This is a genomic window from Methanospirillum hungatei JF-1 (genome assembly GCF_000013445.1).
Lineage (GTDB): Archaea > Halobacteriota > Methanomicrobia > Methanomicrobiales > Methanospirillaceae > Methanospirillum > Methanospirillum hungatei.
This window is the reverse complement of sequence record NC_007796.1, coordinates 583,974-608,983: the sequence shown is the minus strand read 5'-3', so window position 1 is coordinate 608,983 and position 25,010 is coordinate 583,974. Positions and strand designations below refer to the sequence as shown.

Annotated in this window: 34 protein-coding genes, 1 tRNA gene and 1 pseudogene; 23 read left to right on the top strand and 13 right to left on the bottom strand. The window is 44.1% G+C overall.

The genetic code is table 11. From position 1 onward, the window contains the following. The first annotated feature begins 9 nt into the window (after window positions 1-9). Window positions 10-1,044, top strand: coding sequence for a hypothetical protein (locus tag MHUN_RS02785; RefSeq protein ID WP_011447579.1), 1,035 nt, complete (start codon window positions 10-12; stop codon window positions 1,042-1,044). Between the two features lie 67 nt (window positions 1,045-1,111). Then, window positions 1,112-1,396: a hypothetical protein gene (locus MHUN_RS02780; RefSeq protein ID WP_011447578.1), complete on the top strand. Its 285-nt coding sequence runs from the start codon at window positions 1,112-1,114 to the stop codon at window positions 1,394-1,396. Between the two features lie 2 nt (window positions 1,397-1,398). Here the strand turns inward: MHUN_RS02780 and MHUN_RS02775 are convergent, their stop codons facing one another. Continuing rightward, complete coding sequence (locus tag MHUN_RS02775) at window positions 1,399-1,956, bottom strand: DOMON domain-containing protein (RefSeq protein ID WP_011447577.1); 558 nt, start codon at window positions 1,954-1,956, stop codon at window positions 1,399-1,401. Window positions 1,957-2,040: 84 nt separating this feature from the next. On the opposite strand from MHUN_RS02775, the gene MHUN_RS02770 reads away from it, so the two are divergent. Next, window positions 2,041-3,312: a TIGR02710 family CRISPR-associated CARF protein gene (locus tag MHUN_RS02770; RefSeq protein WP_011447576.1), complete on the top strand. Its 1,272-nt coding sequence runs from the start codon at window positions 2,041-2,043 to the stop codon at window positions 3,310-3,312. 21 nt (window positions 3,313-3,333) lie between these two features. Here the strand turns inward: MHUN_RS02770 and MHUN_RS02765 are convergent, their stop codons facing one another. Further along, entirely contained in the window at window positions 3,334-3,651 is a 318-nt protein-coding gene (locus MHUN_RS02765) for a DUF2769 domain-containing protein (RefSeq protein ID WP_011447575.1), read from the bottom strand. A 130-nt stretch (window positions 3,652-3,781) separates the two neighbouring features. Here MHUN_RS02765 and MHUN_RS02760 point away from each other — a divergent pair, with 130 nt between their 5' ends. The 5 genes from MHUN_RS02760 to MHUN_RS02740 are packed head-to-tail and all read left to right on the top strand — an operon-like array spanning window position 3,782 to window position 7,022. Further along, window positions 3,782-5,002, top strand: a complete 1,221-nt coding sequence (locus MHUN_RS02760) for a YcaO-related McrA-glycine thioamidation protein (RefSeq protein WP_011447574.1) — start codon at window positions 3,782-3,784, stop codon at window positions 5,000-5,002. Continuing rightward, window positions 4,956-5,597: a TfuA-related McrA-glycine thioamidation protein gene (locus tag MHUN_RS02755; RefSeq protein ID WP_011447573.1), complete on the top strand. Its 642-nt coding sequence runs from the start codon at window positions 4,956-4,958 to the stop codon at window positions 5,595-5,597. Before MHUN_RS02760 ends, MHUN_RS02755 begins: the two co-directional genes overlap by 47 nt. Then, window positions 5,594-6,340 carry a HesA/MoeB/ThiF family protein gene (locus tag MHUN_RS02750; protein ID WP_011447572.1) on the top strand — a complete coding sequence of 249 codons (747 nt, stop codon included), beginning with the start codon at window positions 5,594-5,596 and terminating at the stop codon, window positions 6,338-6,340. The genes MHUN_RS02755 and MHUN_RS02750 overlap by 4 nt, the downstream gene beginning before the upstream one ends. Beyond that, window positions 6,337-6,612, top strand: a complete 276-nt coding sequence (locus tag MHUN_RS02745) for a MoaD/ThiS family protein (protein ID WP_011447571.1) — start codon at window positions 6,337-6,339, stop codon at window positions 6,610-6,612. The genes MHUN_RS02750 and MHUN_RS02745 overlap by 4 nt, the downstream gene beginning before the upstream one ends. A gap of 2 nt (window positions 6,613-6,614) precedes the next feature. Next, window positions 6,615-7,022, top strand: a complete 408-nt coding sequence (locus MHUN_RS02740; RefSeq protein ID WP_011447570.1) for a molybdenum cofactor biosynthesis protein MoaE — start codon at window positions 6,615-6,617, stop codon at window positions 7,020-7,022. On the opposite strand, the gene MHUN_RS18900 is transcribed toward MHUN_RS02740, so the two are convergent. Next, entirely contained in the window at window positions 7,019-7,186 is a 168-nt protein-coding gene (locus tag MHUN_RS18900) for a hypothetical protein (protein ID WP_204223020.1), read from the bottom strand. The two genes, MHUN_RS02740 and MHUN_RS18900, sit on opposite strands and share 4 nt — an antisense overlap. A 44-nt stretch (window positions 7,187-7,230) precedes the next feature. Beyond that, window positions 7,231-8,082, bottom strand: a complete 852-nt coding sequence (locus tag MHUN_RS02735) for a DNA-3-methyladenine glycosylase family protein (protein WP_052288804.1) — start codon at window positions 8,080-8,082, stop codon at window positions 7,231-7,233. 429 nt (window positions 8,083-8,511) lie between these two features. Here MHUN_RS02735 and MHUN_RS02730 point away from each other — a divergent pair, with 429 nt between their 5' ends. From MHUN_RS02730 to MHUN_RS02715, 4 genes are read left to right on the top strand one after another with little or no spacing between them, the layout of a single operon-like run. Then, window positions 8,512-9,435, top strand: a complete 924-nt coding sequence (locus MHUN_RS02730) for a substrate-binding domain-containing protein (protein ID WP_011447568.1) — start codon at window positions 8,512-8,514, stop codon at window positions 9,433-9,435. A gap of 37 nt (window positions 9,436-9,472) precedes the next feature. Beyond that, window positions 9,473-10,159 carry an ABC transporter permease gene (locus tag MHUN_RS02725; protein ID WP_011447567.1) on the top strand — a complete coding sequence of 229 codons (687 nt, stop codon included), beginning with the start codon at window positions 9,473-9,475 and terminating at the stop codon, window positions 10,157-10,159. A 7-nt stretch (window positions 10,160-10,166) separates the two neighbouring features. After that, window positions 10,167-11,261 carry an ABC transporter ATP-binding protein gene (locus MHUN_RS02720; RefSeq protein ID WP_011447566.1) on the top strand — a complete coding sequence of 365 codons (1,095 nt, stop codon included), beginning with the start codon at window positions 10,167-10,169 and terminating at the stop codon, window positions 11,259-11,261. Beyond that, complete coding sequence (locus MHUN_RS02715) at window positions 11,248-12,378, top strand: putative sulfate/molybdate transporter (RefSeq protein WP_011447565.1); 1,131 nt, start codon at window positions 11,248-11,250, stop codon at window positions 12,376-12,378. The genes MHUN_RS02720 and MHUN_RS02715 overlap by 14 nt, the downstream gene beginning before the upstream one ends. On the opposite strand, the gene MHUN_RS02710 is transcribed toward MHUN_RS02715, so the two are convergent. Beyond that, a complete protein-coding gene (locus MHUN_RS02710; protein ID WP_011447564.1) occupies window positions 12,379-12,726 on the bottom strand; it encodes a SemiSWEET family sugar transporter in 348 nt (115 codons plus the stop codon). An 84-nt stretch (window positions 12,727-12,810) separates the two neighbouring features. Next, a complete protein-coding gene (locus MHUN_RS02705; RefSeq protein WP_011447563.1) occupies window positions 12,811-13,626 on the bottom strand; it encodes a uridylate kinase in 816 nt (271 codons plus the stop codon). A gap of 110 nt (window positions 13,627-13,736) precedes the next feature. On the opposite strand from MHUN_RS02705, the gene MHUN_RS02700 reads away from it, so the two are divergent. From MHUN_RS02700 to MHUN_RS02690, 3 genes are all read left to right on the top strand, one after another. Continuing rightward, the gene (locus MHUN_RS02700; RefSeq protein ID WP_011447562.1) at window positions 13,737-13,940 is read left to right on the top strand and encodes a hypothetical protein; all 204 of its coding nucleotides are present in this window, start codon (window positions 13,737-13,739) and stop codon (window positions 13,938-13,940) included. Between the two features lie 45 nt (window positions 13,941-13,985). Further along, window positions 13,986-14,330 carry a hypothetical protein gene (locus tag MHUN_RS02695; protein WP_011447561.1) on the top strand — a complete coding sequence of 115 codons (345 nt, stop codon included), beginning with the start codon at window positions 13,986-13,988 and terminating at the stop codon, window positions 14,328-14,330. A gap of 317 nt (window positions 14,331-14,647) precedes the next feature. Next, the gene (locus MHUN_RS02690; protein WP_011447560.1) at window positions 14,648-15,346 is read left to right on the top strand and encodes a hypothetical protein; all 699 of its coding nucleotides are present in this window, start codon (window positions 14,648-14,650) and stop codon (window positions 15,344-15,346) included. 63 nt (window positions 15,347-15,409) lie between these two features. Here MHUN_RS02690 and MHUN_RS02685 read toward each other — a convergent pair whose 3' ends face one another. After that, a complete protein-coding gene (locus MHUN_RS02685) occupies window positions 15,410-15,649 on the bottom strand; it encodes an MTH865 family protein (RefSeq protein ID WP_048067234.1) in 240 nt (79 codons plus the stop codon). A gap of 148 nt (window positions 15,650-15,797) precedes the next feature. On the opposite strand from MHUN_RS02685, the gene MHUN_RS02680 reads away from it, so the two are divergent. From MHUN_RS02680 to MHUN_RS02655, 6 genes are all read left to right on the top strand, one after another. Beyond that, a complete protein-coding gene (locus tag MHUN_RS02680) occupies window positions 15,798-16,754 on the top strand; it encodes a hypothetical protein (RefSeq protein ID WP_011447558.1) in 957 nt (318 codons plus the stop codon). A 957-nt stretch (window positions 16,755-17,711) separates the two neighbouring features. Continuing rightward, window positions 17,712-17,849, top strand: coding sequence for a hypothetical protein (locus MHUN_RS19850; protein WP_338040829.1), 138 nt, complete (start codon window positions 17,712-17,714; stop codon window positions 17,847-17,849). Window positions 17,850-17,989: 140 nt separating this feature from the next. Next, window positions 17,990-18,838, top strand: a complete 849-nt coding sequence (locus tag MHUN_RS02665) for an IS110 family transposase (RefSeq protein ID WP_143709332.1) — start codon at window positions 17,990-17,992, stop codon at window positions 18,836-18,838. A gap of 112 nt (window positions 18,839-18,950) precedes the next feature. Beyond that, window positions 18,951-19,133 carry a hypothetical protein gene (locus MHUN_RS18595; protein ID WP_143709331.1) on the top strand — a complete coding sequence of 61 codons (183 nt, stop codon included), beginning with the start codon at window positions 18,951-18,953 and terminating at the stop codon, window positions 19,131-19,133. Continuing rightward, window positions 19,133-19,276 carry a hypothetical protein gene (locus MHUN_RS18890; protein WP_158498142.1) on the top strand — a complete coding sequence of 48 codons (144 nt, stop codon included), beginning with the start codon at window positions 19,133-19,135 and terminating at the stop codon, window positions 19,274-19,276. The genes MHUN_RS18595 and MHUN_RS18890 overlap by 1 nt, the downstream gene beginning before the upstream one ends. A gap of 11 nt (window positions 19,277-19,287) precedes the next feature. Next, a complete protein-coding gene (locus MHUN_RS02655; RefSeq protein WP_048067232.1) occupies window positions 19,288-19,551 on the top strand; it encodes a cation transporting ATPase C-terminal domain-containing protein in 264 nt (87 codons plus the stop codon). A 379-nt stretch (window positions 19,552-19,930) separates the two neighbouring features. Here the strand turns inward: MHUN_RS02655 and MHUN_RS02650 are convergent, their stop codons facing one another. Both MHUN_RS02650 and MHUN_RS02645 read right to left on the bottom strand, forming a co-directional pair. Continuing rightward, the gene (locus MHUN_RS02650; protein ID WP_011447555.1) at window positions 19,931-20,338 is read right to left on the bottom strand and encodes a putative toxin-antitoxin system toxin component, PIN family; all 408 of its coding nucleotides are present in this window, start codon (window positions 20,336-20,338) and stop codon (window positions 19,931-19,933) included. Further along, window positions 20,331-20,615: a hypothetical protein gene (locus tag MHUN_RS02645; protein ID WP_011447554.1), complete on the bottom strand. Its 285-nt coding sequence runs from the start codon at window positions 20,613-20,615 to the stop codon at window positions 20,331-20,333. The genes MHUN_RS02650 and MHUN_RS02645 overlap by 8 nt, the downstream gene beginning before the upstream one ends. 93 nt (window positions 20,616-20,708) lie before the next feature. Here MHUN_RS02645 and MHUN_RS02640 point away from each other — a divergent pair, with 93 nt between their 5' ends. Beyond that, window positions 20,709-21,350 (top strand): B3/B4 domain-containing protein, encoded by a 642-nt coding sequence (locus MHUN_RS02640; RefSeq protein ID WP_011447553.1) that lies wholly within the window; start codon window positions 20,709-20,711, stop codon window positions 21,348-21,350. Window positions 21,351-22,047: 697 nt separating this feature from the next. Here MHUN_RS02640 and MHUN_RS02635 read toward each other — a convergent pair. The 4 genes and pseudogenes from MHUN_RS02635 to hypD all read right to left on the bottom strand — a co-directional run bounded on the left by MHUN_RS02635 (window position 22,048) and on the right by hypD (window position 24,389). Beyond that, a tRNA-Arg gene (locus tag MHUN_RS02635) sits at window positions 22,048-22,119 on the bottom strand. A gap of 260 nt (window positions 22,120-22,379) precedes the next feature. Further along, window positions 22,380-22,607, bottom strand: a pseudogene (locus MHUN_RS19935) (type II toxin-antitoxin system RelE/ParE family toxin); the annotation flags it as partial. Between the two features lie 42 nt (window positions 22,608-22,649). Further along, the gene (locus tag MHUN_RS02625; RefSeq protein ID WP_011447552.1) at window positions 22,650-22,931 is read right to left on the bottom strand and encodes a hypothetical protein; all 282 of its coding nucleotides are present in this window, start codon (window positions 22,929-22,931) and stop codon (window positions 22,650-22,652) included. Between the two features lie 429 nt (window positions 22,932-23,360). Then, window positions 23,361-24,389, bottom strand: coding sequence for a hydrogenase formation protein HypD (gene hypD, locus MHUN_RS02620; protein ID WP_011447551.1), 1,029 nt, complete (start codon window positions 24,387-24,389; stop codon window positions 23,361-23,363). Window positions 24,390-24,518: 129 nt separating this feature from the next. Here hypD and MHUN_RS02615 point away from each other — a divergent pair, with 129 nt between their 5' ends. Continuing rightward, window positions 24,519-25,007, top strand: coding sequence for a helix-turn-helix domain-containing protein (locus tag MHUN_RS02615; protein ID WP_011447550.1), 489 nt, complete (start codon window positions 24,519-24,521; stop codon window positions 25,005-25,007). Window positions 25,008-25,010: the final 3 nt, after the last annotated feature.

Genomic DNA, 25,010 nt, shown 5'->3' with positions numbered 1-25,010 from the left:
GTTATACACATGACAAACCTGATGGCACATAAGATTATGATCCTCATAGCCCTCATCATTACTGCAGGGCTCATCATTTCTCCGGTTACTGCCTTTGACACAAGATCCGGAGATAATATTGTCATTAATGAACCGATTGATGACGACCTGGTTGCGTCAGGCGGGTCAATGATCGTCAATGCTCCTGTGAAAAGTATTACCTGGGCCGGGGGAACACTGATTGTCAACGAACCGGTTGAGAAGAATCTCATTGCAGCCGGTGCCACCATTCAGGTGAATGCACCCATCGGGACTGATCTTATTGTTTTTGGTGGAAACATTGACATCAATGGGGACGTCGGCGGGAAGGTCATGGCCTTTGGTGGATCGATAACCATGTCAGGAAATGCTGAAAATATCGCTGCCACCGGAGGAACGGTTGTTCTTGGGAAAAACTCAGTCATCTCAAAAGATGCTATCATCAGTGCTTCAGGGTACACTACCCAGGCAAGGATTCTTGGAAATCTGACTGTAGAGGACGAGCAGAACGGGGATTGCGGATTTAGCATGAAAGAAATTGGAAATATAATTCAAGCATTCATTACCTTTGCGATGATCCTCTGCTTCTTTGGGTTTTTAATCCTGGGCATCATCTTTGTAAAACTCTGCCCCGCCTTTTATACCTCCCTTGTTAAAACCGGGAAAGAAAAGACCATCATCTCATTAGTTGCCGGGATTGCAGGGCTTTTAATCGGATGTATACTCTGTGTTATTCTTCTGATAACCATTATCGGCATACCCCTTGCATTCTTTCTCTTCCTTCTGATACTCCTGGGACTTATGCTGGCGAATATTCTCACCGGAGCCCTGGTTGGTGAATGGATACAACAGCTTGCCAAAAAAGAGGTCAGTTTAATCTGGGGATTCGTTGTCGGATTTATTGTACTGAATGCATTGTTCTTTATCCCCTATATCGGATTCATCTTCTGGGTTGTATCTGTATTCCTCGGATTTGGAATGCTGGTTCTTACCTGCTATGAAGCATATGCAGACTCAGGACTCTAATCCTTTTTTTCTGACCGTTTAATTCAAGTCATTACAGCACTATTTACCTGTATATCAGGAGACACTGATGCCGGAACAGATGGGAGCTGAAGCTGCGTTACTGGTACTCGGCGTTATCATGCTCAATGCCAGTATTATCTTATATATCATAACCGGTAAGCCACGACTTCGGTATTTACTCCTTCTGGATATCAGCCTTGTATTCTGGATCATCAGTTATGGAATGAATCTTCTCACCCACGGACCACAGATGACCGGAACATGGCAGATTATCAGCCTTATGGGGATGACGCTGCTCTTGTTCTCATTTATTGCAGCATTTGTGGATTATATAAAAAATGGAGATACCTGAGGTTACAAAGTAACAGTACCCTTTCCCTTGGGGGTATCGTGTTTAAATGCCGGGTCATCGTCAGTTGCCATTGCCCAGATGAAGGATACCTCGTCCCCTGGAGAAAGGACTGCATCATATGCATCACCGGTATCAAGTGCTCGTTCAAACTCAACAATGGTCACACCTTCTTCTTCGGTCACTGAGAGATTTACAATATCATCAGTACCGCCAAGTTCAGTATCTGCCGGGTGTGGTCCGAAATTTCCGGTAGAGAATGAATCAACCCAGTACACCTCCTCATCTGCAATACCTGCAAGAATAATATCTGCATCCTTCATCATTTGAGTTGGTTTCAGCCCGATACCTACCCATCCGGTTGTCTTCCCCTGAAGACCGACATAGATACGGTCATCAAAAATCGTCCAGAAGAGCTGGTAATTCCCATTATCAAATGTCTCCGCATGTTCATACTCCCCTTTACTGATGACCCCGTCAGCTGCCGGAGCTGCTGCTGCAGATGATATACAGACAAGGCAGACCATCATAAGACCAAGTAAGAATCCTGCACGTGTTGACATATCAACTCATAGGACCTGTATCAAGATAAATTTCTGTGTAACCGATCAGAAGAAAGATATCATAAATGTGCTGAAATAAATCCTATGCTTCTTCTCATGACACTCGGGACCGGTATTGGTACATCCGATGAGGATGCCCTGTCCCGGCTTGTCAGATCCTGCAGTTTTGCAATACATTCATACCGTCCAGCACGGGTCATATATTTTTGTTCAGAAAAAAGTGAAGGAACCATTGAACCAGTACACCAGGCACTCACCGATCAATTTGGGATTTCACCTCCTCCATTCTCAATCTGCATGATCTCTGATCCGAACGATTTTACCGGATGTTTTGAACTGATCTATGGTGTTGCCTCTCTGTATCATGAAGAAGAAGTCGTGATAGAAGCTTCATCCGGAACCAGAGAGATGATCATGGCTGCTGAAATTGTCTCATTCCTGACCAGAAACCCTGTTTCTCATGTGACCGGCGAGAAGTCAGGAGGAATGATCATCCCCGGAACAGAGAGGATCAGGGAGATGGTGCTCTTTGCTGCATATGACCGGCTCCAGCTGCACCGGGCAATTTATGCGTTTAATCAAAATCATTTTGGCAGCTCTCTCAGACTTTTGGAAGGGATTACCAGTCTGCCTGAACGGGATATCTATTACACACTTTTTAATGGATACTGGCACTGGGACAAGATGGACTATGAAAAGGCTTATAAATACCTTGAACATGTGCCAGATCTTGATATCCTGATCCCTCAGAACCGGAAATTTCTGAAAAAACTTCTGGAACTTGACCGGATGGATGATACGATATTAAATAGGAAAGAACGACTTCGAGTCAGACAACAGAAATATATTTACATGCTGATTGACCTTCTCCACAACGCGAAGAGACGGATCGATGGTGAGCGGTACGATGACGCACTTGCACGGCTGTACCGGGTTGTTGAACTCATCTCCCAGGTGTTACTGCTCAGTTACGGGATTGATGACAATGAAGAGAAGATCCGGTTTGCTGATCTCAAAAAAATGCTTCGAAAACAGGATATTTCAACATATGCCAGAAAGTCTGACCGGAATGGTATCATCAGGATAGGACTTCGGTATAAATTCCTCCTTTTAGAAGACCTTGGTATGAAAGGAGCTGATCGGTGGTACTCTGATCTCCAGCAATACATCATGATCAGGAATGATTCGATTCTTGCCCACGGTCTGACTCCGGTTCCAGGAGATGTTGCTAAGGATATGTGGAATGAGGTCAGGAATGTGATTACCGAAGCATGTAATGGATCAGGAGAAAATCTGGTAGAACTCTTCAGATCATCAGAATTCCCAATTCTGGAGAATCACCAGCTGGAACAATAATAAGAATACAAGGAGAGAGGGTTATTCCAGGGTAGAACCCCAGACTGAATTAAGGTATCGCTGACCTTTTTCGTCCCCGCGTGTACAGAAATACTTGTATTCAAGCCCATATTCTTTAGCAATCGGGCAATCCTCACACTTACATCCCTCTTCAAATGATATGCAGAGAAAACTCTGACCGATCATACAGAAGAGTTTTTCGCGCTCCACAATTGCGCATTTATTATAACTCGGACAGGTCGGACAGATGCATTTTGTCTTTTTTTCCTCAATGATCTTGTCCCGTTCTTCTGCCGGGAGTTTCTTTAAATCCCGGACAAAGGTGTTGAAAACGTCCATCGAGATCCCTCGTTGGAGTGTTATGATTTCATTCGTATAAATCTGTTCATTTTTATCTGGAGAAGAACCAGACCTCTGAGCATGCAACCATGTTACTCTTTACGATCCCAATATAAACGTATATGAGCACATGATACTCTCGTCCTGCAAAAAACTCTACCAAAAGGAGACTCATCGGACCAGATCTCCAGAAGAGACTTATGAAGCAGTCCATGACCTCACCGGGCCGGCCGGAATTACCAGGGTTGCTGATATCACCGGTCTTGACAGAATAGGCATCCCTGTTTTTTCCTGTATTCGTCCGGTTGCTGCCGAAGGCGCCATAACGGTATATAATGGGAAAGGAGCAACCCCCATCGCTGCAAGAGTATCGGCAATTATGGAAGGTCTTGAACGATATTCAGCAGAGGTCCATGACCGCAGCCCGCAGACCATGACCTATGACCAGATTCGTATGGAGAAGAATGCAATACGACCAGATACTCTCATTCTTCCCGAATATGCAGAACCGGAATGGCCTATTCCCTGGTGGCAGGGATATGATATCCTCCGCAACGAAGAGGTTTGGGTTCCTGCACATGCAGTCTTTCATCCGGTACCCCGGATCATGGGGAAGTTATTCAGGACCAGTACAAACGGAATCGCATCAGGCAATACCTATGAAGAAGCAGTCTTTCACAGCCTGTGTGAACTTATAGAGCGGGACGCCTGGTCATTGGTAGAAGCATCACAGAATGCAGGTCCGGCGATAACAGACGTGACCCACCCGGTTGCCCGTGAACTTCTTGACAAGTTTAAAGAGGCCGGGGTAGATGTAATTTTGCGCGATATCACAAGTGACCTTGGAATCCCGACCGTCGCGGCAGTATCAGATGATCTCCAGCTTCGCGATCCGACGCTCCTGTGCATCGGAATGGGATCACATCTCTGCAGTGAGATTGCAATTCTCAGAGCCCTTACAGAAGTAGCCCAGAGCAGGGCCACACAGATCCATGGAGCACGGGAAGATACAAAAACAACTCATTTCCTCTCAAAAGTCGGATACGACCGCGCCAAGCGATTGAATAAAAAATGGTTTACCACCGAAGCGGAAATCGCATACAAAGATATGCCATCATACCATACCGATGACTTTCTGGATGACATTCACATCGTTCTTGACCGCTTGAAAGCAGCAGGACTTGACCGGGTGATCGTACATGACCTGACCAGACCGGAGATTGGGGTGCCGGTTGTCAGAGTAATTGTGCCTGGACTTGAACACTATGCAATGGATCCCGAACGTATCGGAGAACGGTGTAGACGTGCACGACGTAATTATATTCCTGGGACCAAGCCTGTCGATTCCTGAAGCTCTGAGGATCCTTGCAGCCGAATACCGTCCACCGGTAAGACGGGTTGATCTCCTTGAGATCATACATATAAGACCCAGAGTGGTTGGAATCATTGATGGAGTGTTCTTTGAGGATGCCGCCGTTGGTCACCGGGAAGTCCTTGAAGTGATGAAACATGGAATTACCGTCATCGGTGCCTCAAGCATGGGCGCGCTCCGTGCCGCAGAACTTGAACCATTTGGCATGATTGGAATTGGTGAGATCTTCAGAATGTACCGGGACGGGGAGATCGAATCAGATGATGAAGTGGCCCTGATATGTGACCCCACAACAAACATGGCCTTTTCTGAGGCGCTGGTAAATATCCGGATCACCCTCCGGCATGGGGTCAGAACTGGATTTTTCACGGAAGATGAAGCAGAACAGATCCTGAGAACCGGACAGTCACTCTGGTATCCGGATCGGTCATGGCCACGCATCCTGAAAGAATGCACCTTTGATCCAGACCGGACAGACGAGATGATGAAATGGATCAGAGAACATCGGATTGATCAAAAGCAGGAAGACGCAAAAGAAACCCTTGCGTACATCAGAGACAGGTTTTGTTCATGAAAAAAATACCGCCATCATATCTATCCAGCCGATTTGAGAGGCAATTGCCTCTTATCGGCCATGAGGGACAGAAGAAACTGGAAAATTCCACAATCCTCATTGCCGGGGCAGGAGGACTTGGATCACCTGCAGCAACCTATCTTGCCCTGGCAGGTATTGGAGAACTGATTATTGTCGATGATGATCGTATTCAGGAGTCAAACCTGAACCGGCAGTTTCTGCACGCCGCTGCATCTGTCGGTCTCCAGAAGGTATATTCAGCTGAGGCAACTCTTGGCAGCCTCGCACCGGATACATCGGTTGTTGCATATCCTGGGCGGATTGATGAGGGATCAGCAGATCGGCTTGTTGCAGACGCAGATGTGGTCATTGATGCCCTGGATAACTATGAAACACGGTTCATTCTGCATGAATCAGCCTGGAACGCAGATATTCCATTTATTCATGGAGCGATAGAAGGATTTTCAGGCCAGATGACGAGCATCCTCCCCGGTCAGTCCCCCTGCCTTTCCTGCCTTATCCCCGCTGCACCTCCTGGCGGGAAAGTTCCGGTTATTGGCGCCGTTGCAGGAGTTATTGGATCCATACAGGCAATGGAGGCAATAAAATACCTGACCGGAACCGGGTCTATGATATCAGGAAGGTTATTCCTCTGGGACGGACAGGCGGGTAGAAGTGAATTTTTAACGATTGGTAAGCGGAAGAACTGTCCGGTATGTTCTTATAAAGGAGATAATGAATGAAGGTTACGATTCGGTGTTATGCACGATTCAGGGATGCATTTGGAGAAGAACAAACCCTTGACCTTCCGGAAGGATCAACGATTCATGATGCGGTCAGAGCTCTTGCAGGAGATGGTCCGGATGCTGAGCTGCTCGTTGATACTGCACACAATATCAGAAGTTATGTTATGATCATGCATCATGATACCCGTATTTCACCGATGGAGGCAGAATCAGTTCCACTCGCAGATGGTGATCTGATCATTCTCTTCCCGCCGGTTTCAGGAGGATAACGATGATTGCGATTACCCGTGACCCGATTGATCCGTACAAATTCATTGAATCAGCAAAGAAACCCGAGACCGGAGGGATTGTTACCTTTATCGGAACGGTCAGGGATGATGGCATAGAAGCACTTGACCTTGATGTGTGTGAAGAGGTTGCATTATCTGACCTGAATACGATAGCAAAGCAGGCAACCGCCGATTATCACCTGAATACCGTTGATATCGTGCACCGGGTCGGACGGATGGAACTGACCGAGACGATATTGGTCATCGTCGTTGGTGTATCTCACCGGCAGGAAGGATTTGCAGCCTGTTCATGGATATTAGAGCAGATTAAAGCATTCGTCCCTATCTGGAAGAAAGACATCTGTAAAAACGGAGAGTCCTGGCATTTTTCAAAGGAAGAGGGAAGTTAAAACCTCTTTCCTGTTTTATATCCATAGGCTCCGAGAGCAAGGATAATAATACCGATAACAAAAGTGATATAACGCCACCAGGCTGTTCCCTGCATGATGTTATTTATTCCGAGGAGAACGAATATGACACCGGCTACCATGGTGATGATGTTTGAAGTTTTCACATCCATGATATCATTTCGTCTCTTCGGATATTGAAAGAGTGTTCTCAGATAGACCGGACACCAGGAATAATACCGCAATACTCGGCAACTTCCAGGTAAAATGACGCGAGTCCTTTATATTCGCCCCACTGTTCAGCAGTTTTTACAGCTTCAGATGCAGATATTTTTTTACCATTATGATACCAACGGGATATCATCCGGCGAAGAGCGATGTCATCTGCAGGAAATGCATCCATCCGGTGAAGTCCCCGAAGCATCGTCAGTTCAGCAGTCCATCTGCCAATCCCTCGAATCTGACAAAGAGCCTCAACGATATCAGCATTGTCTCTGACTTTTTTGAATGATTCCAGATCAAGGTTTCCTTTCTCGATACTCCTTGAGATATCCCGGATATATTCACCTTTACGCGACGTAAATCCACATCTTCGAAAGTCTGATGGTTCTAGTCCGGCAAGATCTTCTGGAAGAGGATAACAATAATGCAGATCTCCATTCACAAAGCAGGTTCTCCCAAATTGTCTGATAAACCGGTACTCAAGAGAGCGTGCAACAGACAGGGAGATCTGTTGTTCTATAACCGAATCTATGAGTGCTTCAAATACGGTAGGTGTAGCCGGACTACGAAGGCCATCCAGCCGGTGAGCAAGACTTTTCATAACCGGATCAGAACATATGGCATCCAGAAAATCCATAAGATTATCATTTAAGGCAAAATACCAGGTGATGAGGTCTGATGCTTCACAGGTATCTTGCGCACGTACCGCTTTATCTGACCATATTGAGAGAGTAAGTGGAGTTTTTTCAAAAGGGTCAGTCTGATTCACAGTTAGAACAAACGGGCCATTTGAAAGAAGAGCCGTAAAACTGAAAGCATGATTACTATAGGTGCGGACCATGGGATCATGGTTTGAGAAAATAATCGCGCTCCAATGCAGAGAGAAGGGGTATTTTGGATACAATGGGATCGGGTTCATATGCAGCTAAACAGACTGGATCTCCCATACTATAATTTAAAGAAATTTATAATATCAATAGAACGCATGAATTTTTTTCCAGAGTATCTCATAATACCTCTTAACAGGATGTCTTTTTCGGTATGAAATACCAGTCAACAAGGAATAATAAAAATTTATTCATTGAGCAGGAATGATCCATACCCATGAATTCATAATGAGCGGGAAAATATGAAGAATATATGGAGAATTATTCGGTATTTTCTGTCACCCGACATTAAAATCAATTGGTATTACAGTTGATTGAACAATTGTTTTACTCAAGAGGACAATTAAACAAATATATATTATTACACGACGATCTCGTATTGCATGATCGGTAAATTATCGTTTGGGATCATTGCTCTTGTGCTGGGGGCAATGCTTTTCTGTGGGGCAGTATCTGCAGAAAAGGTTGATAATCTCGGAGAACATAGTGCAGACCGTCTTCTCATCGCAACCACAACGAGTCTTGACGCAACCAAGCTTCTTGATCTTCTTGAAGAGAAATTCAAGGAAGAGACCGGTGCAACAGTAGAACATGTAGCTGTTGGAACCGGCCAGGCTATTGAAATTGCAAAAAACTGTGATGCAGATATTGTGATGGTTCACGACCGTGTTGCAGAAGACAAGTTTATTGATGAAGGATTCGGTGTCGATCGTCGTGTCTTCGGGTACAACTACTTCCTTTTAGTCGGACCGGAAAATGACCCGGCAAAGGTAGCCGGACTGAACGGAACAGCAGCCTTCATGGCAATTGAGAAGGCAACTGCAGAGGATCCAAGCGTCGTTTTCGTATCCCGTGGAGATAATTCCGGAACCCATTCACGTGAGAAACTCCTGTGGAAATGGGGCGGGTATGACTATGCAGAGATCAACTCCTCAGAATGGTACCGTGAAGCTGGCGCAGGTATGGGCCCAACCCTTACCATGACAGACGAACTTCAGGGGTACACCTTAACTGACTCAGCCTCCTGGGGAACCTTCGAGAGCAACCTCTCACTTGTCCCACTGGTTGAAAATGATGAGAACTTCCTGAATGTCTATGCGGTCATGCGTGTATCTGAAGAGAAATGTCCGGATGTCAACACTGAGATGGCAAAGAAGTGGATCAACTTCATGATCAGTGATGAAGTCCAGGATATCCTCTCGACCTATGGAGTCGAAAAGAACGGGGTACCATACTTTAACCCCGGACGGGGTAGTGCAGAAGTAATGGGCGTGACCGTGGAAGAGACCACCGACAAGGTGGCATAATCCACACCGTTCTTTTCTTTTCACAACAATTATTATTATGAACGATCTGCTTACCGGTATTGAGACTGCATTTCATCTCATACTGACCGCAGATCCTGAAGTGCTGAACATAACAATCAGAACTCTGCATATAACCTTTTCTTCGGTATTGATCAGTACCATTATTGCAATACCGCTTGGAGCAGCTATCACCTTCAGGGAATTTCATGGAAAAAAGGCACTGATTAGTGTTATACAAACTCTGTATGCACTTCCTACGGTCATTGTTGGTCTCCTCTGTTATATGCTTCTTTCAAGATCCGGACCACTTGGAGATTTAAAATGGTTATTTACACCGAATGGTATGATATTTGGTCAAACCATCCTTATCATCCCGATTATGGCCGGCCTCACAATTGCAGCACTTCAGGCGATAGACCCGATTATTACCGATACCATCCGATCACTTGGAGCATCACGGTTCCAGTTTTTAAAAAGTCATCTTCGTGAAGCGCGATTTGCCATCATGGCTGCAGTTATTGTGGGTTTTTCACGGGCGATTTCTGAAGTCGGCACAGCAATTATGATTGGTGGTAATATTAAAGGTCATACACGAGTGCTTACCACCGCAATATCCCTGCAGACATCAATGGGAAATTTTAATCTTTCATTGGCTCTTGGAATTATTCTTCTGGCCATTGCGCTTATTATCAATCTCTTCATGGGACTGGTACAGAACAGGTAGGAACGAGATGATTGACATCAGAAATATCACGAAAGAATTTGATGGAAATCCCGTCCTGACCGGTGTAACTGAAACAATCAGGAAAGGAGAGATCTTTGCAATCATCGGACCTTCAGGACAGGGAAAAACCACATTGCTGAGAATTCTCGGACTTCTTCAAAAACCAACATCAGGAGAGGTCCTGTTAGAAGGGAAATCCCTCACCCATGTTTCGGAGACTGACCCGGTCCGAAGACGCATCGGTATGGTCTTTCAAAATCCTATTGCCTTCAGGGAATCGGTGTACCATAACATCGCGATCGGTCTTTGGTACCGGGGTTTTGGAAAAGAGGCGATAAATGAGAAAATCCTGCAGAAGCTGGATGAAATCGGGCTTTCAGGGTATGAAAACCGGAAAGCAACGACCCTCTCCGGTGGAGAAAAACAACGGATATCTTTGGCCAGGATAATGGTAACCGAACCTGATATCCTGATTCTTGATGAGCCTACTGCCAACCTTGATCCTGTTTCAACCGATATTATCGAAGATCTCATCCGCTATTATAATAAGGAACTTGGCACGACTGTCATCATGTCTACCCATGACCTCATGCAGGGGCAACGGCTTGCTGATCGGGTCGCGGTCATGATGAATGGACGATTTATTCAGTCCGGGACCATTTTTGATGTATTTACCCGTCCCTGTTCTGTTGACGTTGCAAAATTTATCGGGATGGGGAACATTCTCCCTGGAAAAGTCATAAGAAAGGAAGAGGGAATGTCAGTTATTCTGTCACATGGAATCGAGATCCATGCAATTGGTGACATCCCCGTAGGAACCCAGATCAGGATGGCCATACGGCCCGAAGAGATCACGTTGCATACCGGCCCGGACCGATGGTCAAGTGCCCGGAATGTTCTCTTTGGAACAATCGATGCAGTGCGACCATTTGGTATTATCAGCCTTATCAGTGTAAAATCCGGAGAACTTGCCCTTTCAGTTCAGGTAACCTGGCAGTCAATTCGTGAATTGGACCTGAAACCAGGGGTGGAGGTTGTGCTTTCATTTAAAGCTCCGTCAGTCCACATCATGCCGGAAGAGAACGATAATGCCTGTCTCTGATCAGTCAGTTCCCCGATATTCATATTTTCTTTCAGAGCTGGCCGGTTCGGCAGGTAATTTTGGAACTGTCCTTCCACTTCTTTTTGCCGTTTCGGTATCATGCGGAATGAATATCTCCCTTATGCTTCTGTGGGCTGCTGCATGGTACATAATTACGGGGCTCTACTATCGAATTCCCATCCCGGTTGAACCGCTCAAAGCAGTCGGTGCCATTGCCATTGCTGAGTCTGTCACCCCTCACCTGATAGCAGCGTCGGGTATTGTAATGGGTATCATATGTCTGTGCATCGGGTTTTTTGGTTGGATGGACCGTGTCAGACAGATTATTCCTGAACCGGTTATCAGGGGAGTTCAGCTGGGCCTGGCACTGATTTTCATTAAAAGCGCAATTCCGGGATTTATTCTCCCGGATATACCTTTTGCACTCATATCGGTAGGGATTGTAGCCGGATTTTTAATTAGTACGAGATTTGTAAAAATTCCGGATCTCTCTGCGCTGACCATCATTATTTCAGGCTTTATCGTAGCTTTCCTCAGTGCAGGATTTCCAACCTTCATCTCCATTCCTGTCCCCAATCTTCAGATTCCATCACCTGAAGATTTTTTTAATGCAACAATTCATTTTGTTCCTCCTCAGCTCCCCCTGACCCTGACAAATGCAATACTTGCGACATCTCTTCTGGCACATGATTTGTTTAAAAGAGAGATGAACCCGGATAAAATCTGTAAAACGGTCGGCATGATGAGTCTGTCAGCATCACTATTCGGAGGATTTCCCATGTGTCATGGAGCAGGAGGGCTGGCGGCCCATTACCGGTTTGGTGCCAGGGGCGGGCTTTCATTAATACTTGGGGGAATACTTCTTTTTCTTATAGGAATACTCTGTGCAGACCCGGAAATTACCGATGCCCTTCCTGTTGGGATGTTCGGAGTCCTTCTCATTGTGGTTGCCGTTGAACTTGCAAAGCACGGACTAAAAACAGATAATTATTGGATTACCGGCCTTATTGCGGTACTAGCGGTCCTGTTTGGTCTTGCGATAGGGTTTTGTGCAGGGCTGATTCTGGCCTGGATACTGATATACCGAAAAGAACATCTGAAAACGAGACAGCAGTAGTTATTTACCTGCTTTCCCAGCCAACCGGTGATCAAACCACCATTTCATCCCCACGATTGAGACGATGAATACACTTGTTACTCCATTTGCAAGCATGACCGGAATATCGGCACTGACTATTCCGTAAATCATCCAGAGAAAGACACCGATAAGAAGCAGGAATAAGAGTCCCCAGGAGAGGTCATGTGCCGACCTGCTTTTCCATGTCTTGACAACCTGGGGAAGAAATGCAATTGTTGTGCATATCCCCCCGATGTATCCGGTATAGAGCAGCATATCCATATCAGATATTTGTTCCTTACGCTTATAGGAGTGTTTAGAATTAAAAATGAAATCATCAATCAACATCACCTGATGGCTGAACCGGCATACCCGCAGGTTCAGAAAATGGACTATGAATAGTCCCGATTTGGGTAACACACCAGGTGTCTATTACTGAGCACGGATAATGGTTCCAACCTTTTCGCCTTTGACTGCCCTGGTTATCATTCCGGGTTTATGTCCGTTCACTATCTGAACTTCTTTGACATTCCGACACTCAAGCATCAGTTCGACGAGTTTTCGTTCAAGAACAAGATCTTCCATATCCATTGCAATCAATTCACTTGCGGAAATATCAGGAATGAGTTCTGCATCAGGAAATTTCAGGGGATGCTTGTCATAGAGCCCGTCTACATTCTTTGCAAGAATACAGCTTTTCGCCCCGAGGACTTCTGCTGCAAGAAAGGCACCGGTATCAGTCCGGTGGGGAGGGATACCACCATTCGTGCGCTCTGAAGGGTGTTCATACAAACCATAAGGGGGAGTTCCATGCGTAACCGGGAGAGCGCCCATGCCAAGAAGTGTCGGGAGCTCCAGAAGATCACTGGTGTGTATTCGTTTCGCTTTGTAAGGCGCGAGAAGTGTTGCAAGCATCATTGCGTTCTGTTCAGAGATCTTACTGGTCAGTTCTGCGAGTACCCCGGTTGGCATTCCAAGGTCAAGCCCGATATCCATGATATGCCGGACGCGGACTCCTCCTCCGGTGATGATCATCACCTGATGTTCCTTTGAGAGAGCACCAATCTCATCTACCAGGGGGAGAACAACATCGCGGCCATAATCAATGATCCCATGTCCGCCGATCTTGATGACATTCAGTTCAGGAAGAATTCGCATGAGCGGGCGCTCATTATACCGGTCAAATAATCCTTTTCGAACCAGAGTTTCGCCCTGGAGTTTGTTAAAAATTTCATGTCGCTCGTGCATGGATCACCACAACAATATATAAATACGTGAAGATCATATAGATAAATTGTTGAAAACCAACTGGTATATCACTTGAGCATATATCAATTGGTTCCAAGAGGTGACCAAAAATGAAAATTTTTGTACGTGAAAGACAAAAGGTCGGGGCAGGAGTTAAAAGCCCGAAGTATCGGATTGTGGCAGTTACCGGTGGACAGATCCAGGTTGTTGCAACCCATTTCAGAAAGATAGAACTTGAAATGATTGCAAAAGAAGTCGGCGCTGAAATTGTCTGGCTTGAGCCTGTCCCTGATGACCAGAAGAAAAAACACTAATTTCTTTCCTCTATTCTTTATAGCTCGAACCCTAAAACTTATTATATGCCATCGCTCTCAATCGAAGGCCTCTTCGAATCTGCAGTAAAAATTTTCCTTTTCGAAGATAACGCGATTTCAATCACATTTTCTAAAGAAGGGATTCATATCAGGTTTCCAACTACCCGGCGCCTTGCCGAGTACCTCGAGGTACCTCACTACTATATACTACCGTACTTTGCCATGATGGAAGAACAGGAACTGGTAACACGAGCTGAGCGGGTGGGAATACTGACAACCAGCAAGGGGACCCAAAAAATTGTTTCAGTCATGTCTGATCTTCATCCGGAAGAGAGTGCATCCCTGATTGGATCAGCCATGTTTGATGAAATATTAAAGGTCACAAAATGAGGAGTGAGAAGAAACCCAAAAAGTCCGGAAAGTGGATCGGATTGTAATGTTCCGGTTCCCGATGGATCTCAAGAGCCATATTCTGACTTCTCATCCTCACCTATACTGTGTCAGGCAACATGAAAATTATTTACATTTACAAACATAGTTAATAAGAATATATCAAGTGATATCCAATTGATATTGCAGAACTCATATTAATGGTCTTTCCTTGTCTAAACTATTTTTTCGTGATTCAAATCAGAAGAATGATACCCTACTCAGTGTACCTGTAAGAAGAATTATCACCCACGCATCCGGGTGACAGGACATATAACATGACTGTATATATTGCACTGGATGATACCGATATGCCTGACAGCCCGGGAACCGGCAGACTTGCCAGGGATTTGTTCAGTCTGCTCGAACATCGATACCATCTTCTTGGGATTACCCGGCACCAGCTCTATGTTCACCCGGACATTCCATACACGTCACATAATAGTGCTGCAGTCATTCATGTTCATGCAGTTCCTCATGAAGAACGAGATGCACTTTTTGAAGAGGTAGCACAATTTGTTCAATCCCGGGCAGCGAAGGGGAGTGATCCGGGAGTCTGTATGACTGACCATGAGTCTGTCACACCAGCTCTCATTCTCTTTGGAAAAGAAGCAAAATCTACTGTCCTCACCCAGGACCAGGCGATTACAATGGCATCACACACAGGAGTCCGACTCATCGGGCTTGATGGCACAAAAGGGGGCATTATCGGATCTCTTGCAGCCGTGGGCCTGGCGGCAGGTGGATCAGACGGGAGATATATACAGGTTGGAAAGATCAGAACCCTGCAGGGTCAGGCAGAGATTTCTGCGATTCATGATGCAGGAATTCCTGCAGTATATTCACTTGACGGAAGATCAATTGACTCAGGAGAAGTCCGGTTTCGAAAGTTCCCCCAGCCAATGAGGATTAATCACAGTCCGGTTCTTTTTGTCAGGGAAGACAATGAATCCTGGATTGTGGAACGTCGGGATTAATAAACCCTTTTTAGCTGAATTCCAATTTTTTTTCCATGATTGATTCGTGATTATTCGGCCATATTACAGACCGGCGCGATCCAGTATAAGGTTTGCAAGGGCCTGGGCGGATTCGATTGGGAAATCGGTGGGTTTTATGAACCGTCCAAACAGGTCTCCGGTATTGCAGACGACAAGTCCGCCGACAGAAATATTGCTTTCTGCACCCTTCGGTAATCCGGCATAGACTTCATCCACGGATGATACCGGAAATTTTACCTCTTTCATCGCTTCGATCCACTTGGAGAACAATTCATCACGCATACCCATAGGTGGTATCTATAATACCCAGACACTAATAATTTACGAAATGTGTCCGATGATTACCTATGGATGAAATAATTTTCCGAAGGTAGGTGCATCCGGTTCATCCGTCATCATCGGTCCGATCACAAAACCAGATTCTGATATCATGCACATTCCTCATCATAATGAACCTTCTGAAGATGAAAGTCGTTCATATGAAACTATTCTTTCAGATTACTATACATCGCAGCGAATTTTAAAAGAGACTCATAATGGACACGAATGTCCCGTATGTGGAAATGCTAAACTAAAATCGCAATTATTTCAACATACCCATGTATGTGACTCATGCCTTCAGAAGATGGAATCAGATAAATGCCTCGTTGAGGAATATCTTTTTAAAAAAGCAGTCCGGTTGGAGAAGATTAGTTCTAATGAAATCCCATTTTTAATATCTCTGACTGACCAGGAAAAATACAATCTCCTCTTCAGATTTTTTCAAGTAAAAACCGACATCGGTCAAAAAGAAACACTCGGACTGGTCAGATATTTTGTAGAACTCCTTCAGATTCCAACAGATACTAATTACTTTTTCGAGACTTTCTATCCCCGGTATTTAAAAGAATTTACTACCAAACCCGGATTATTACCACGATGGTGTACTGAAATACCGGTTGGCCTTCGGGAGATCAGAAAACCGGGAGAGATGATTCATTACATTGACACCATGATAATTTATGATCAGAAAGAAGTGTTCAAAAAGAAAAAAACCGGGAAACTTTTTACTCTGACCTGGGGGAGAGATCGGATTTACTCTCATGCCAAAGCTGGTGAAGAGACCGAATGGGAGTATTATGAGATCTATCGGGGGACAGTGGTTGTCTCATCAGAACGGATAATTCCACTTCAATCAGACGGCACATACCCATTTGTCTTCCTCAATGCACGGATAACAAAACTTACGATGAATCCGGATGGAGTTGAAATTGTCATTGACGGCCGTGATCGTCCATATTTTATTACAGGACTGAATCAGAACCGTGGGTGGAATATCAGGTTCTGTCTGGAAAATCTGGTGAAAAAGGGGACCTTGATAGAGACGAAATCAGATGAAGATATATAGCACCGGCCCTTTTGTAAAAGCTATTTTTTAATTACACATGAGGCTGTTGTACAAATCAATTTTGGTAATACAATAAGAAGTACTTGCAAGGGTCGAGACACATCTGACAATTCACCGTCGGCATTTTTCTTCTCTTCAACGACACCATTTCTAGACTCCCAGTATAAGGATTCTTCTTCACTGAAGTAAACCGCCCCCACCATCAGTACCGGCAGAGAAATATTATCTTCTCATCGAAAACTTCTCAAAAACCAGTTGCAACCGGTTGCAACTATTCATTTCAGTTATTTCACCAGGAGTGAATCAGTGCAGACGATGAACCTGCGATAAACTTTCTTCTGTCCGGACTAGTAACAACAGACACCAACGTAAGGATTCCCCCGGATTCATTCGCAGGATTCATGGTTCTTCATTTATCTGAATAATTTCATACGAAAATAATTTCAGATTGTTTTTAAACGGTTTTATCTACAGATCTTATACACTGTTTCATTCAATACTGATATGTCACGGGGAGACCGAGCAGGCATAGAACATTTCCGGGCGTTCAGGTCTGGATCATCTGTGCTTCACTCTCCGGATGAGAAGATGTGACCTGCGTTCTGCATGTCCTCCTACATTGCAATAATCAGAACCCTTCTCATTAACGGAGAGACAAACCGGGTATCTGCCCGTTACTACTCCCACAAAATTCGCACCGGAACAGACAGAAAACACCCATGGCCTGGCAGGATGTCAGGCTTTCCTCCTACAAACTGGGCATTCTGAACGCTCCACCCCTAATCAGAACAGAGGTAAAAAATGTTAACAAAAAGCAGATTCAGCACAAAGTACAATGAAAACCAGATAACCCTTATCAACTATCTGAAAACACAGCTTCACAACGGAAGATGTTTCCTGAAGTCCAAATATATAGCAAAAGAGCTTGGCTTATCTTCCAAGGAAGTCGGAACTAACATGGCAATACTCTCAGAAATCTGTCCTGACTTCACCATTGAGCGATACAGTTACTCAAACAGTACAACCTGGCTTGTTACTCCGGGAAACTCTCAAGGCTTTCAAAGAAGAATGGAATTTCCGATCGCAACCGTCTGATGTGCATAACACTGCTTATATCCCCCAATCTCTTTTTCATCTGAACTCTTATTCTTCTTAAATCTATACTCAGGGTTTTTCAGTCATTTCACAGTTGATATCAACCAGAAGGGTACACCCGTTAGAAAGGAAAAAGATAAGTGAAGCCACGAGTTCTGGCATCTCCATTAAAATATTACCAGGGAACAGGTGAACTCTCCAGGATACGAGATCATATATCAGGATTACATGGACCATTTCTTTTTTTCATGGGAAAAACTCAGGATGAGATCGTAAAAGCATTACCCGCTAAAACAAGAAAGATTGCACCTGTCTTTTTTGAGCAGATTCCTGAGTATATTCCTGATTCAGCTATATTCCTCATAGATTCGATGTTAAAAATATATGACAACCTCCAAGTTGAGATTAAAAGGATCGAGGAAAGAATCAAATTTTACCTCAAGGATAAAGAGAATGAATTACGTATTTTGATGTCAGTTCCAGGGATTGGAATAGTAATTGGATCTAATTTGTTGGCAGAAATAGGTGATGTCCATGATTTTCCAACCGCAGATAAATTAGCCAAATGGGCAGGACTTACCCCATCTGTTTACCAGTCTGCAAATACCAATTACACTGGACCCATCACGAAACAGCGTTCCAAATATCTTCGATGGGCTCTTATTGAAGCAGCACACTCTGCAATTAGAAGACCAGGGAAATTGAATGACTATTTCAACGGTCTCTTACCCAGAAAGGGTTACAAAAAAGCAATTGTTGCTGTTGCTCGTAAGATTTTACGGATTGTTTGGCATCTTCTCATCAATAATGAAATATTTGAAGATGGAATTCCTAGAGTGAAAACTGTTAAGATACCCAAGTTTCCAGAAAAAATTGAGAGAGTTGGAATCGCAAAGATTATTCAGCTTTTGTCCAGGGGAGCTGAGATAATTGTTCAAGAGGAAGGTAAGGAGATTATGCGAATTAATGGTTCATGTCAACCTACTTGATCCCGATTTTCATGAGAAAGTCGGATTTCGTTCCTTCCGGATGCGAACCATGAAGGAGGGATCTATCATTGTTCGTAACGTGTCCGGATTTTTCATTTGGCCAGGGGATACTGTGAAAAATCATGACCCTGATACACAGAGAACACAGGATATTTTCTCCTTTGCATCATTCACTCTTGAAAATATTCAGGAGAAGTTTCACACCCCGTTATCAGAAGGCCTGTCAGAAAACAAAGCCGTAGCAATCCTTCAGAGAGACGAATTGAAGGAGATATCGGCCACCCAGGTCAGATAATGGGAGATTGCAATCCGGCATTCACCTCTCCGTTTATCTATCTGCTCTTGGCCACCGCATGTATTGTCTTTGCGATCGGGGAGCAGATCGATGCAGCAATCATCGTGGGATTTGCCCCTATCAATGTTGCACTTTTTCCTTAGCCATTTTTTACGTGATTGCAATCGGTTCCATGTTCATCACATTTCTCCCGATGCTCCCGATACAGATACTCCTGGTCAATCTGTTGTCAGATTTTCCTATGATATCTATCGCAACCGATACGGTGGACTCTACAGAGGTCAAAAAACCGAGAAAGTATGAGGTCAGGGAGATAATGCTGGTTACAACGTTGCTTGGTGTTGTCGTTACCGTATTTGATCTCATGTTCTTTGCATTTTTCATGCACGAACGAGACAATGTCCTGCAGACGAACTGATTTATCGGGAGTATCCTCACCGAACTCATTTTCCTCTTCTCTATCAGGACAAAACTACCATTCTATAAAACAACCTGGCCTTCCGGGTATGTAATCCTTCTGACAGTAATAGCAGCCCTTGCAACGGTTCTGCTCCCAGATACCTTCATTGGGGAGGTATTATTCTACTTTACCCCTCCATCAGCCCTTCTCTGGGTATCATCATCAGTCTGGTTGCGGCGTTTTTCGTCTGTATTGAACTGATAAAGCATATAAATTATCATGACATCGGATAAATTTTTCAGGTATACATAAATCAAGATTATTAAAAAGTATTGTTATGAGAAAATTTCTGAATCTGCTTTTGATAATCATTTGAAAGAATTTGGGCCATAGAAGGTTATTTGGTATTATTCATGCTTTTCTGTTGTAAAAATTCAGACGGTGTCATAACTATAATATCATCAGGAAAATGCTTTCTATTGCCCGTAATTACCGGTGCATGGGTATGATGAGCTAACTCAATAAAAGGCAGGTCTGAAGGATCTGGAAGATGTAACAACATTGGAGGAGGGAGAATCCACAACCCGTTGGTTTTAAAAAATGAGAGCAGGGGCTCTATGTCATCAGGAGAAAACTGAAATTTAGTTCTTGAAAGAACAACCCGGTACTCCTGAAAGATCCGGTTGTCAAGAACGATCCGAAGGAAATTTGTTATCATCATCCGGATAATGACTGCTGGTTTTCCATTCGGGTTTAAAAGACCTGATACTAGGACATTTGTATCGATGATGACAAGGTTATTCATTTGTTAATTCTTTTCTTGCATTATTGATCTCACTATTTATCTCAGGAAGTGTCATCATATTCAAACCTGACTGTATAGATTTTTCCCACATGTGTTCAATTGACTGCTCGGCACGGAGTCTTCTGATAAGATCCAGAACCTTTTCAGGATCACCATTGAATGTGAGCGTTATCACTTTAGGTTTACCATTTACGGTAATTATTGTCTCTTTATCTTCACCCTCTTTCCATAACAGGGCAGGATTTGATCTGATCTCTGCTGAAGATATATATCGCATGATTAATCCTATTTTATATCCTCAATTATATTATACTATCTTTCTTATTCGCTACACGAGCTGGTTATTATCCTGCCCGGCTCAGTACATTATATGATTTTTCACGAGGATATCATTACTACCTTTCCGGGTCTCTTCGTCGTCGAAGGAGATGTCGGGCCGGTTTCTATTGAAAAGAACAATGCAAACCTGGAAATGTTGAAACAAACGATCATCACCGAAGTGAATGAACGATACACTCTGGAACAGGTGAAAGACGAACCACTCTTCAGGGCTTACCGGGATTTCTTCTGGAGCGTCGGAGTGGACCCGACGAAGACCAGGCCTGCTTCTGAAGCCCTGATACGAAGGATTCTTGCCGGAAAACCGCTCCCTTCTATCAATACTGCCGTGGATGCATATAATCTGGCATCAATCCGGACAGGTGTACCAATTGGAGCCTTTGATGCTGATCTCCTCCATGGGGAGCTTTCGATGCGATTTGCACAGGAAGGTGAGGAATTTCTGGGGATAGGGATGGAGAAACCTATCAACCTACAAAGCAACCAGGTAATCCTTATAGATGAGAAAGAGATTATTGCAGTGTATCCCTACCGGGACTCGGATGGAACGAAGATTACTCCGGGTACGAAAACAATTCATATTGTGTCATGTGGTGTCCCAAACATTGAGAAAGAGACGGTGATTAGGGCATATGATTTGGCATCCGCTTACCTAAAAGAATTTAATTCGTAAAAAAATTGGCTTATAGAGACTGTTGCATAACTTCAAACCGATAGTATAATGAGGCAAATCCCATAAATTTCATTGTCAATTAACCTTCCAACCGAATGGAAATTATGCTCTTGAGGAACCAACATTTTAGTTGTGCAACAACCTCTATAATGATTCATGAAAAATATTAAGAAACCATCTGTAATCCGACACACGTTGCTGCCGAGTATCGGATAAAGAGAAGGTTTTCAAAGTTTCCATGGAACGTATGGCTTTCCATTCTTCCGGTTAGTATTATCATTATCCTTGTCATGTCGGTTGTGATACAATTCAGTATCCACTGTTTTTTCGATTATCCTGATCTCCCCTGGTGGTTTGCTACTTGACGATGCTCTTCGCATGGTCCCTTATGTTTGGTCCCTATGTTGCCTGAATAACTGAAGAGGGAAAATATTACAGACAGTCAAAAGGGATGGAATGATATTTTTCTTTCATCTCACCAAAAAACTTCACCAAAAGGTACCTAAAAGGCGTTATTTTTTTCAGACGATACTTATCATGGCTGAAGCTTCTGTGTAAATGATATTTTTCTCAAGTGCTGCATGGTCATCGTGACCATACGACAATACCAGAAATTTTCAACACATGAAAACAGATATCAGAAAAGAGAAAAAGTAAACCACTCTGTTTCATCAGAGAATTTGAACTTTAATATTTACGCCCCGGCTGGGACTTGAACCCAGGTCTAAAGCTCCGGAGGCTCCAAGGATATCCTCTACCCTACCGGGGCAACCTTACTATATACTCACTAAACACAGATAAAGGCTCTGGTTTTTCAATGATTTTTCAGCGATAATTAGAGAGAAAAATTGAATGACTACCACCATATCAGACAAATTTTCTACCGTTGATATAACACGCGGAACATTGGCTGATATCTCTGAATATTAATATGAATAACTCCAAAAATTTTTATCCAACTTGTTAATTAGATAAAAGCCCGAATTTATTTCAATAAATTAATACATAACATTTATTATGGGGAGAGAACTATTTTGTGAAAATATTTTCCCGTTTGCCGATTTCGTTAACGATGATAATGAGTTTGTCATCTTCAAAAGTAAGAAACGCCCGATAGTCTCCGACCCGGTATCTATACGTTGGAACGTCACTAATTCCTTCAACCTTCCGCAGATATTTTCTGGGATTATTTACCTTCTCAAGCCATTTGATTTTATCTCGTATTCTTATCGCAATATCCCGCTGAAGTTGTTTTAGATTGCTCTCTGCTTAATAAGAGAAAGAGACATGATAATGCAATCAGATCCCCATCTCTTTGGAAATCTCATCAAGAGGCCGGTATCTTCCCTGCTTCACATCTTCAAGCCCCCGGCGGATTCCCTCCATAGTCTCCTCATTAATAGGCTCATCCGGTTCGTTCGCCTGACCCATGATTTCTGCGATGATTTCAGCTTCATTAGGATCGATTGCGTCTATGAGGCATTTTTGAAGAACTTCGCCATCAGTTGATGCATCGTCACGATCTTTCAGTATTTGAACGAATTTGTAGTCTGATTCGCTCAACGATACGGTGACTGCCATAATAATCTATTATCTCCAATGTATCATATAGTCTTAATTATTCTCTAATAAATGAAGATTTCATATTATTGAGATTTTTTTCCACAGCAGCCACCCCTTGTTTTCCGTGACGGTTGAATTATGTTCATATTTTAATAATACCCGACAGACTGTGCCCCGTATTCTAACTATTCAGGTGTGTACTTTTCAAATTCTAACAACTGCTTGATCAGCCCGTCTCTGGAAAACTGACATTACATCTAAGATCAGTCCATGTGAGTAACATGATCGTCTGATCTGAACCTGCCCTCATACGTCACCCCAGACAGGCGCTCAAAAATTAAGCAGTAAATTTACCGGTACTGCCCCCTCGGTGTTAGAGGTCCATCGAGAGTTCACAAAAAACAAAAGAGAGATCATGACACGCGAGTCATGGTTAAAATATCGAAATTAAACTTTCCGAATGTGGTAATGGTGCCAAATCTTGCACGCTCCTTCATGACTGACCATACACGGACCGACCGGTGTCCGTGGCGTACATGTCTTATCAAAGAGTTTACAATCAACCGGAGTTGCAATACCCCGGAGGATTTTATCACAGATACATCCGGCTTGTTTCTTCGTCGGTTTAATCGTTACATCAAATTTCTTCTGGGCATCCCACGCAGAAAACTCTTCACGAAGCCGGAGTCCTGACTGAGGAATAACCGGGAATCCCCGCCACTCAACATCACATGGTTCAAAGACCATATTCATCACCGCCATGGCCTTCGGATTTCCCTCATCAGAAACCGCTCGTGGATACGCATTATCGACCCGTGCGACGCCTTCCCTGATCTGCTGTACCAGCATAAGAAGACCAAGCAGAATATCATCAGGCTCAAAACCCGCTACCACCTGGGGGACCGGAAACCTTCGATAACCCTCAAGACCGGTAACGGTCAGTACGTGGCCGGGAAGGAGAAATCCGTGCAGTGCTGCCTCACCCTGGGATAGCAACCACTCCATTGCGGGGGGAACCAGGCGATGACAACTCAATATGGAGAAATTCTTCGGAGGATTTGTCAGAAGCATTGCTGCAACGGTTGGTGCGGTTGTTTCAAATCCGACCGAAATGAAAACCACTTCTTTATCGGTATTCTTTGCTATCTCAACAGCCTTATGCACACCCTGAACAATACGGACATCGGCTCCAGAGCTTTCCAGTGAAACATTTGAACCAGGCACCCTGAGCAGATCACCATATGTCGCAATGATGCACCCTTTTTCCGCAAACTCAAGGGCTGCATCTATCTCTCCCTGTGGAGTGATACAGACCGGACATCCGGGTCCCATCACAATCTTCAGATTCTTTGGAAGAAGGCTTCGGATTCCATGACGTGCAATAGCGGCCTCATGCGTTCCGCATACATGCATAAACGTAAGATCGCGGTCAGTCAGCTCATGAATTTTCTCTGCTATCGGATTCTTCCCGGGCATAAATCTCTCAAAAGTCAACCTGAAACGTGAAAAAGATACTCATCAGGAACTGGAACAGATATCAGAATTATTGAGTATATAAAGGACCTACCTGAACAGTCATAGAGGAGAAAACTCATACCTGTAAGTATGTTCTCCCGCTCCGTCTTCAGACAAGATTTTAAATCTGCCCTTGAAGAGGCACTTGACCGCCGTCAGATGAGCCTGAAGGAACTTGCAGAACTTGCGGGGATTCCACCAGCGACCCTGTATAAGATAACCTCAGGAGAACGCGATCCCCGGTTATCAACGGTCCGGGCCATTGTGCAGGCACTGGAACCCTATGAACAGGACATGATCGCCATAATCGCTGCAAAATTTCTCCTTGATGAAATTGGGGCCGGGACCATCGAAATGAACGGGAGAAAGATCAGAATCAAAGGATATACTGCCAATACCATGGAAGACTGCATCGTTGCAGCGGTCCGGGCAGAAAAAGAAGGAGCAGGTGGAATCATCTGTGCTCCCATTCTTGCAACCCTGATAGAGCGGATCGTTGACATCCCGGTCGTAATCGTGCGACCTGACAGCAGGACATTTCAGGAAGCAATCGAAGTCTTATGTAAAAGAATAGAATGAGAA

Excerpts from the sequence above, each read along its gene's own strand:
- MHUN_RS02785 (WP_011447579.1), top strand. The coding sequence starts at position 10 with ATGACAAACCTGATGGCACATAAGATTATGATCCTCATAGCCCTCATC.
- MHUN_RS02780 (WP_011447578.1), top strand. The coding sequence starts at position 1,112 with ATGCCGGAACAGATGGGAGCTGAAGCTGCGTTACTGGTACTCGGCGTT.
- MHUN_RS02775 (WP_011447577.1), bottom strand. The coding sequence starts at position 1,956 with ATGTCAACACGTGCAGGATTCTTACTTGGTCTTATGATGGTCTGCCTT.
- MHUN_RS02770 (WP_011447576.1), top strand. The coding sequence starts at position 2,041 with ATGCTTCTTCTCATGACACTCGGGACCGGTATTGGTACATCCGATGAG.
- MHUN_RS02765 (WP_011447575.1), bottom strand. The coding sequence starts at position 3,651 with ATGGACGTTTTCAACACCTTTGTCCGGGATTTAAAGAAACTCCCGGCA.
- MHUN_RS02760 (WP_011447574.1), top strand. The coding sequence starts at position 3,782 with ATGATACTCTCGTCCTGCAAAAAACTCTACCAAAAGGAGACTCATCGG.
- MHUN_RS02750 (WP_011447572.1), top strand. The coding sequence starts at position 5,594 with ATGAAAAAAATACCGCCATCATATCTATCCAGCCGATTTGAGAGGCAA.
- MHUN_RS02745 (WP_011447571.1), top strand. The coding sequence starts at position 6,337 with ATGAAGGTTACGATTCGGTGTTATGCACGATTCAGGGATGCATTTGGA.
- MHUN_RS02740 (WP_011447570.1), top strand. The coding sequence starts at position 6,615 with ATGATTGCGATTACCCGTGACCCGATTGATCCGTACAAATTCATTGAA.
- MHUN_RS02735 (WP_052288804.1), bottom strand. The coding sequence starts at position 8,082 with ATGGTCCGCACCTATAGTAATCATGCTTTCAGTTTTACGGCTCTTCTT.
- MHUN_RS02730 (WP_011447568.1), top strand. The coding sequence starts at position 8,512 with ATGATCGGTAAATTATCGTTTGGGATCATTGCTCTTGTGCTGGGGGCA.
- MHUN_RS02725 (WP_011447567.1), top strand. The coding sequence starts at position 9,473 with ATGAACGATCTGCTTACCGGTATTGAGACTGCATTTCATCTCATACTG.
- MHUN_RS02720 (WP_011447566.1), top strand. The coding sequence starts at position 10,167 with ATGATTGACATCAGAAATATCACGAAAGAATTTGATGGAAATCCCGTC.
- MHUN_RS02715 (WP_011447565.1), top strand. The coding sequence starts at position 11,248 with ATGCCTGTCTCTGATCAGTCAGTTCCCCGATATTCATATTTTCTTTCA.
- MHUN_RS02710 (WP_011447564.1), bottom strand. The coding sequence starts at position 12,726 with ATGTTGATTGATGATTTCATTTTTAATTCTAAACACTCCTATAAGCGT.
- MHUN_RS02705 (WP_011447563.1), bottom strand. The coding sequence starts at position 13,626 with ATGCACGAGCGACATGAAATTTTTAACAAACTCCAGGGCGAAACTCTG.
- MHUN_RS02700 (WP_011447562.1), top strand. The coding sequence starts at position 13,737 with ATGAAAATTTTTGTACGTGAAAGACAAAAGGTCGGGGCAGGAGTTAAA.
- MHUN_RS02695 (WP_011447561.1), top strand. The coding sequence starts at position 13,986 with ATGCCATCGCTCTCAATCGAAGGCCTCTTCGAATCTGCAGTAAAAATT.
- MHUN_RS02690 (WP_011447560.1), top strand. The coding sequence starts at position 14,648 with ATGACTGTATATATTGCACTGGATGATACCGATATGCCTGACAGCCCG.
- MHUN_RS02685 (WP_048067234.1), bottom strand. The coding sequence starts at position 15,649 with ATGCGTGATGAATTGTTCTCCAAGTGGATCGAAGCGATGAAAGAGGTA.
- MHUN_RS02680 (WP_011447558.1), top strand. The coding sequence starts at position 15,798 with ATGCACATTCCTCATCATAATGAACCTTCTGAAGATGAAAGTCGTTCA.
- MHUN_RS19850 (WP_338040829.1), top strand. The coding sequence starts at position 17,712 with ATGGCAATACTCTCAGAAATCTGTCCTGACTTCACCATTGAGCGATAC.
- MHUN_RS18890 (WP_158498142.1), top strand. The coding sequence starts at position 19,133 with ATGGGAGATTGCAATCCGGCATTCACCTCTCCGTTTATCTATCTGCTC.
- MHUN_RS02650 (WP_011447555.1), bottom strand. The coding sequence starts at position 20,338 with ATGAATAACCTTGTCATCATCGATACAAATGTCCTAGTATCAGGTCTT.
- MHUN_RS02645 (WP_011447554.1), bottom strand. The coding sequence starts at position 20,615 with ATGCGATATATATCTTCAGCAGAGATCAGATCAAATCCTGCCCTGTTA.
- MHUN_RS02640 (WP_011447553.1), top strand. The coding sequence starts at position 20,709 with ATGATTTTTCACGAGGATATCATTACTACCTTTCCGGGTCTCTTCGTC.
- MHUN_RS02625 (WP_011447552.1), bottom strand. The coding sequence starts at position 22,931 with ATGGCAGTCACCGTATCGTTGAGCGAATCAGACTACAAATTCGTTCAA.
- hypD (WP_011447551.1), bottom strand. The coding sequence starts at position 24,389 with ATGCCCGGGAAGAATCCGATAGCAGAGAAAATTCATGAGCTGACTGAC.
- MHUN_RS02615 (WP_011447550.1), top strand. The coding sequence starts at position 24,519 with ATGTTCTCCCGCTCCGTCTTCAGACAAGATTTTAAATCTGCCCTTGAA.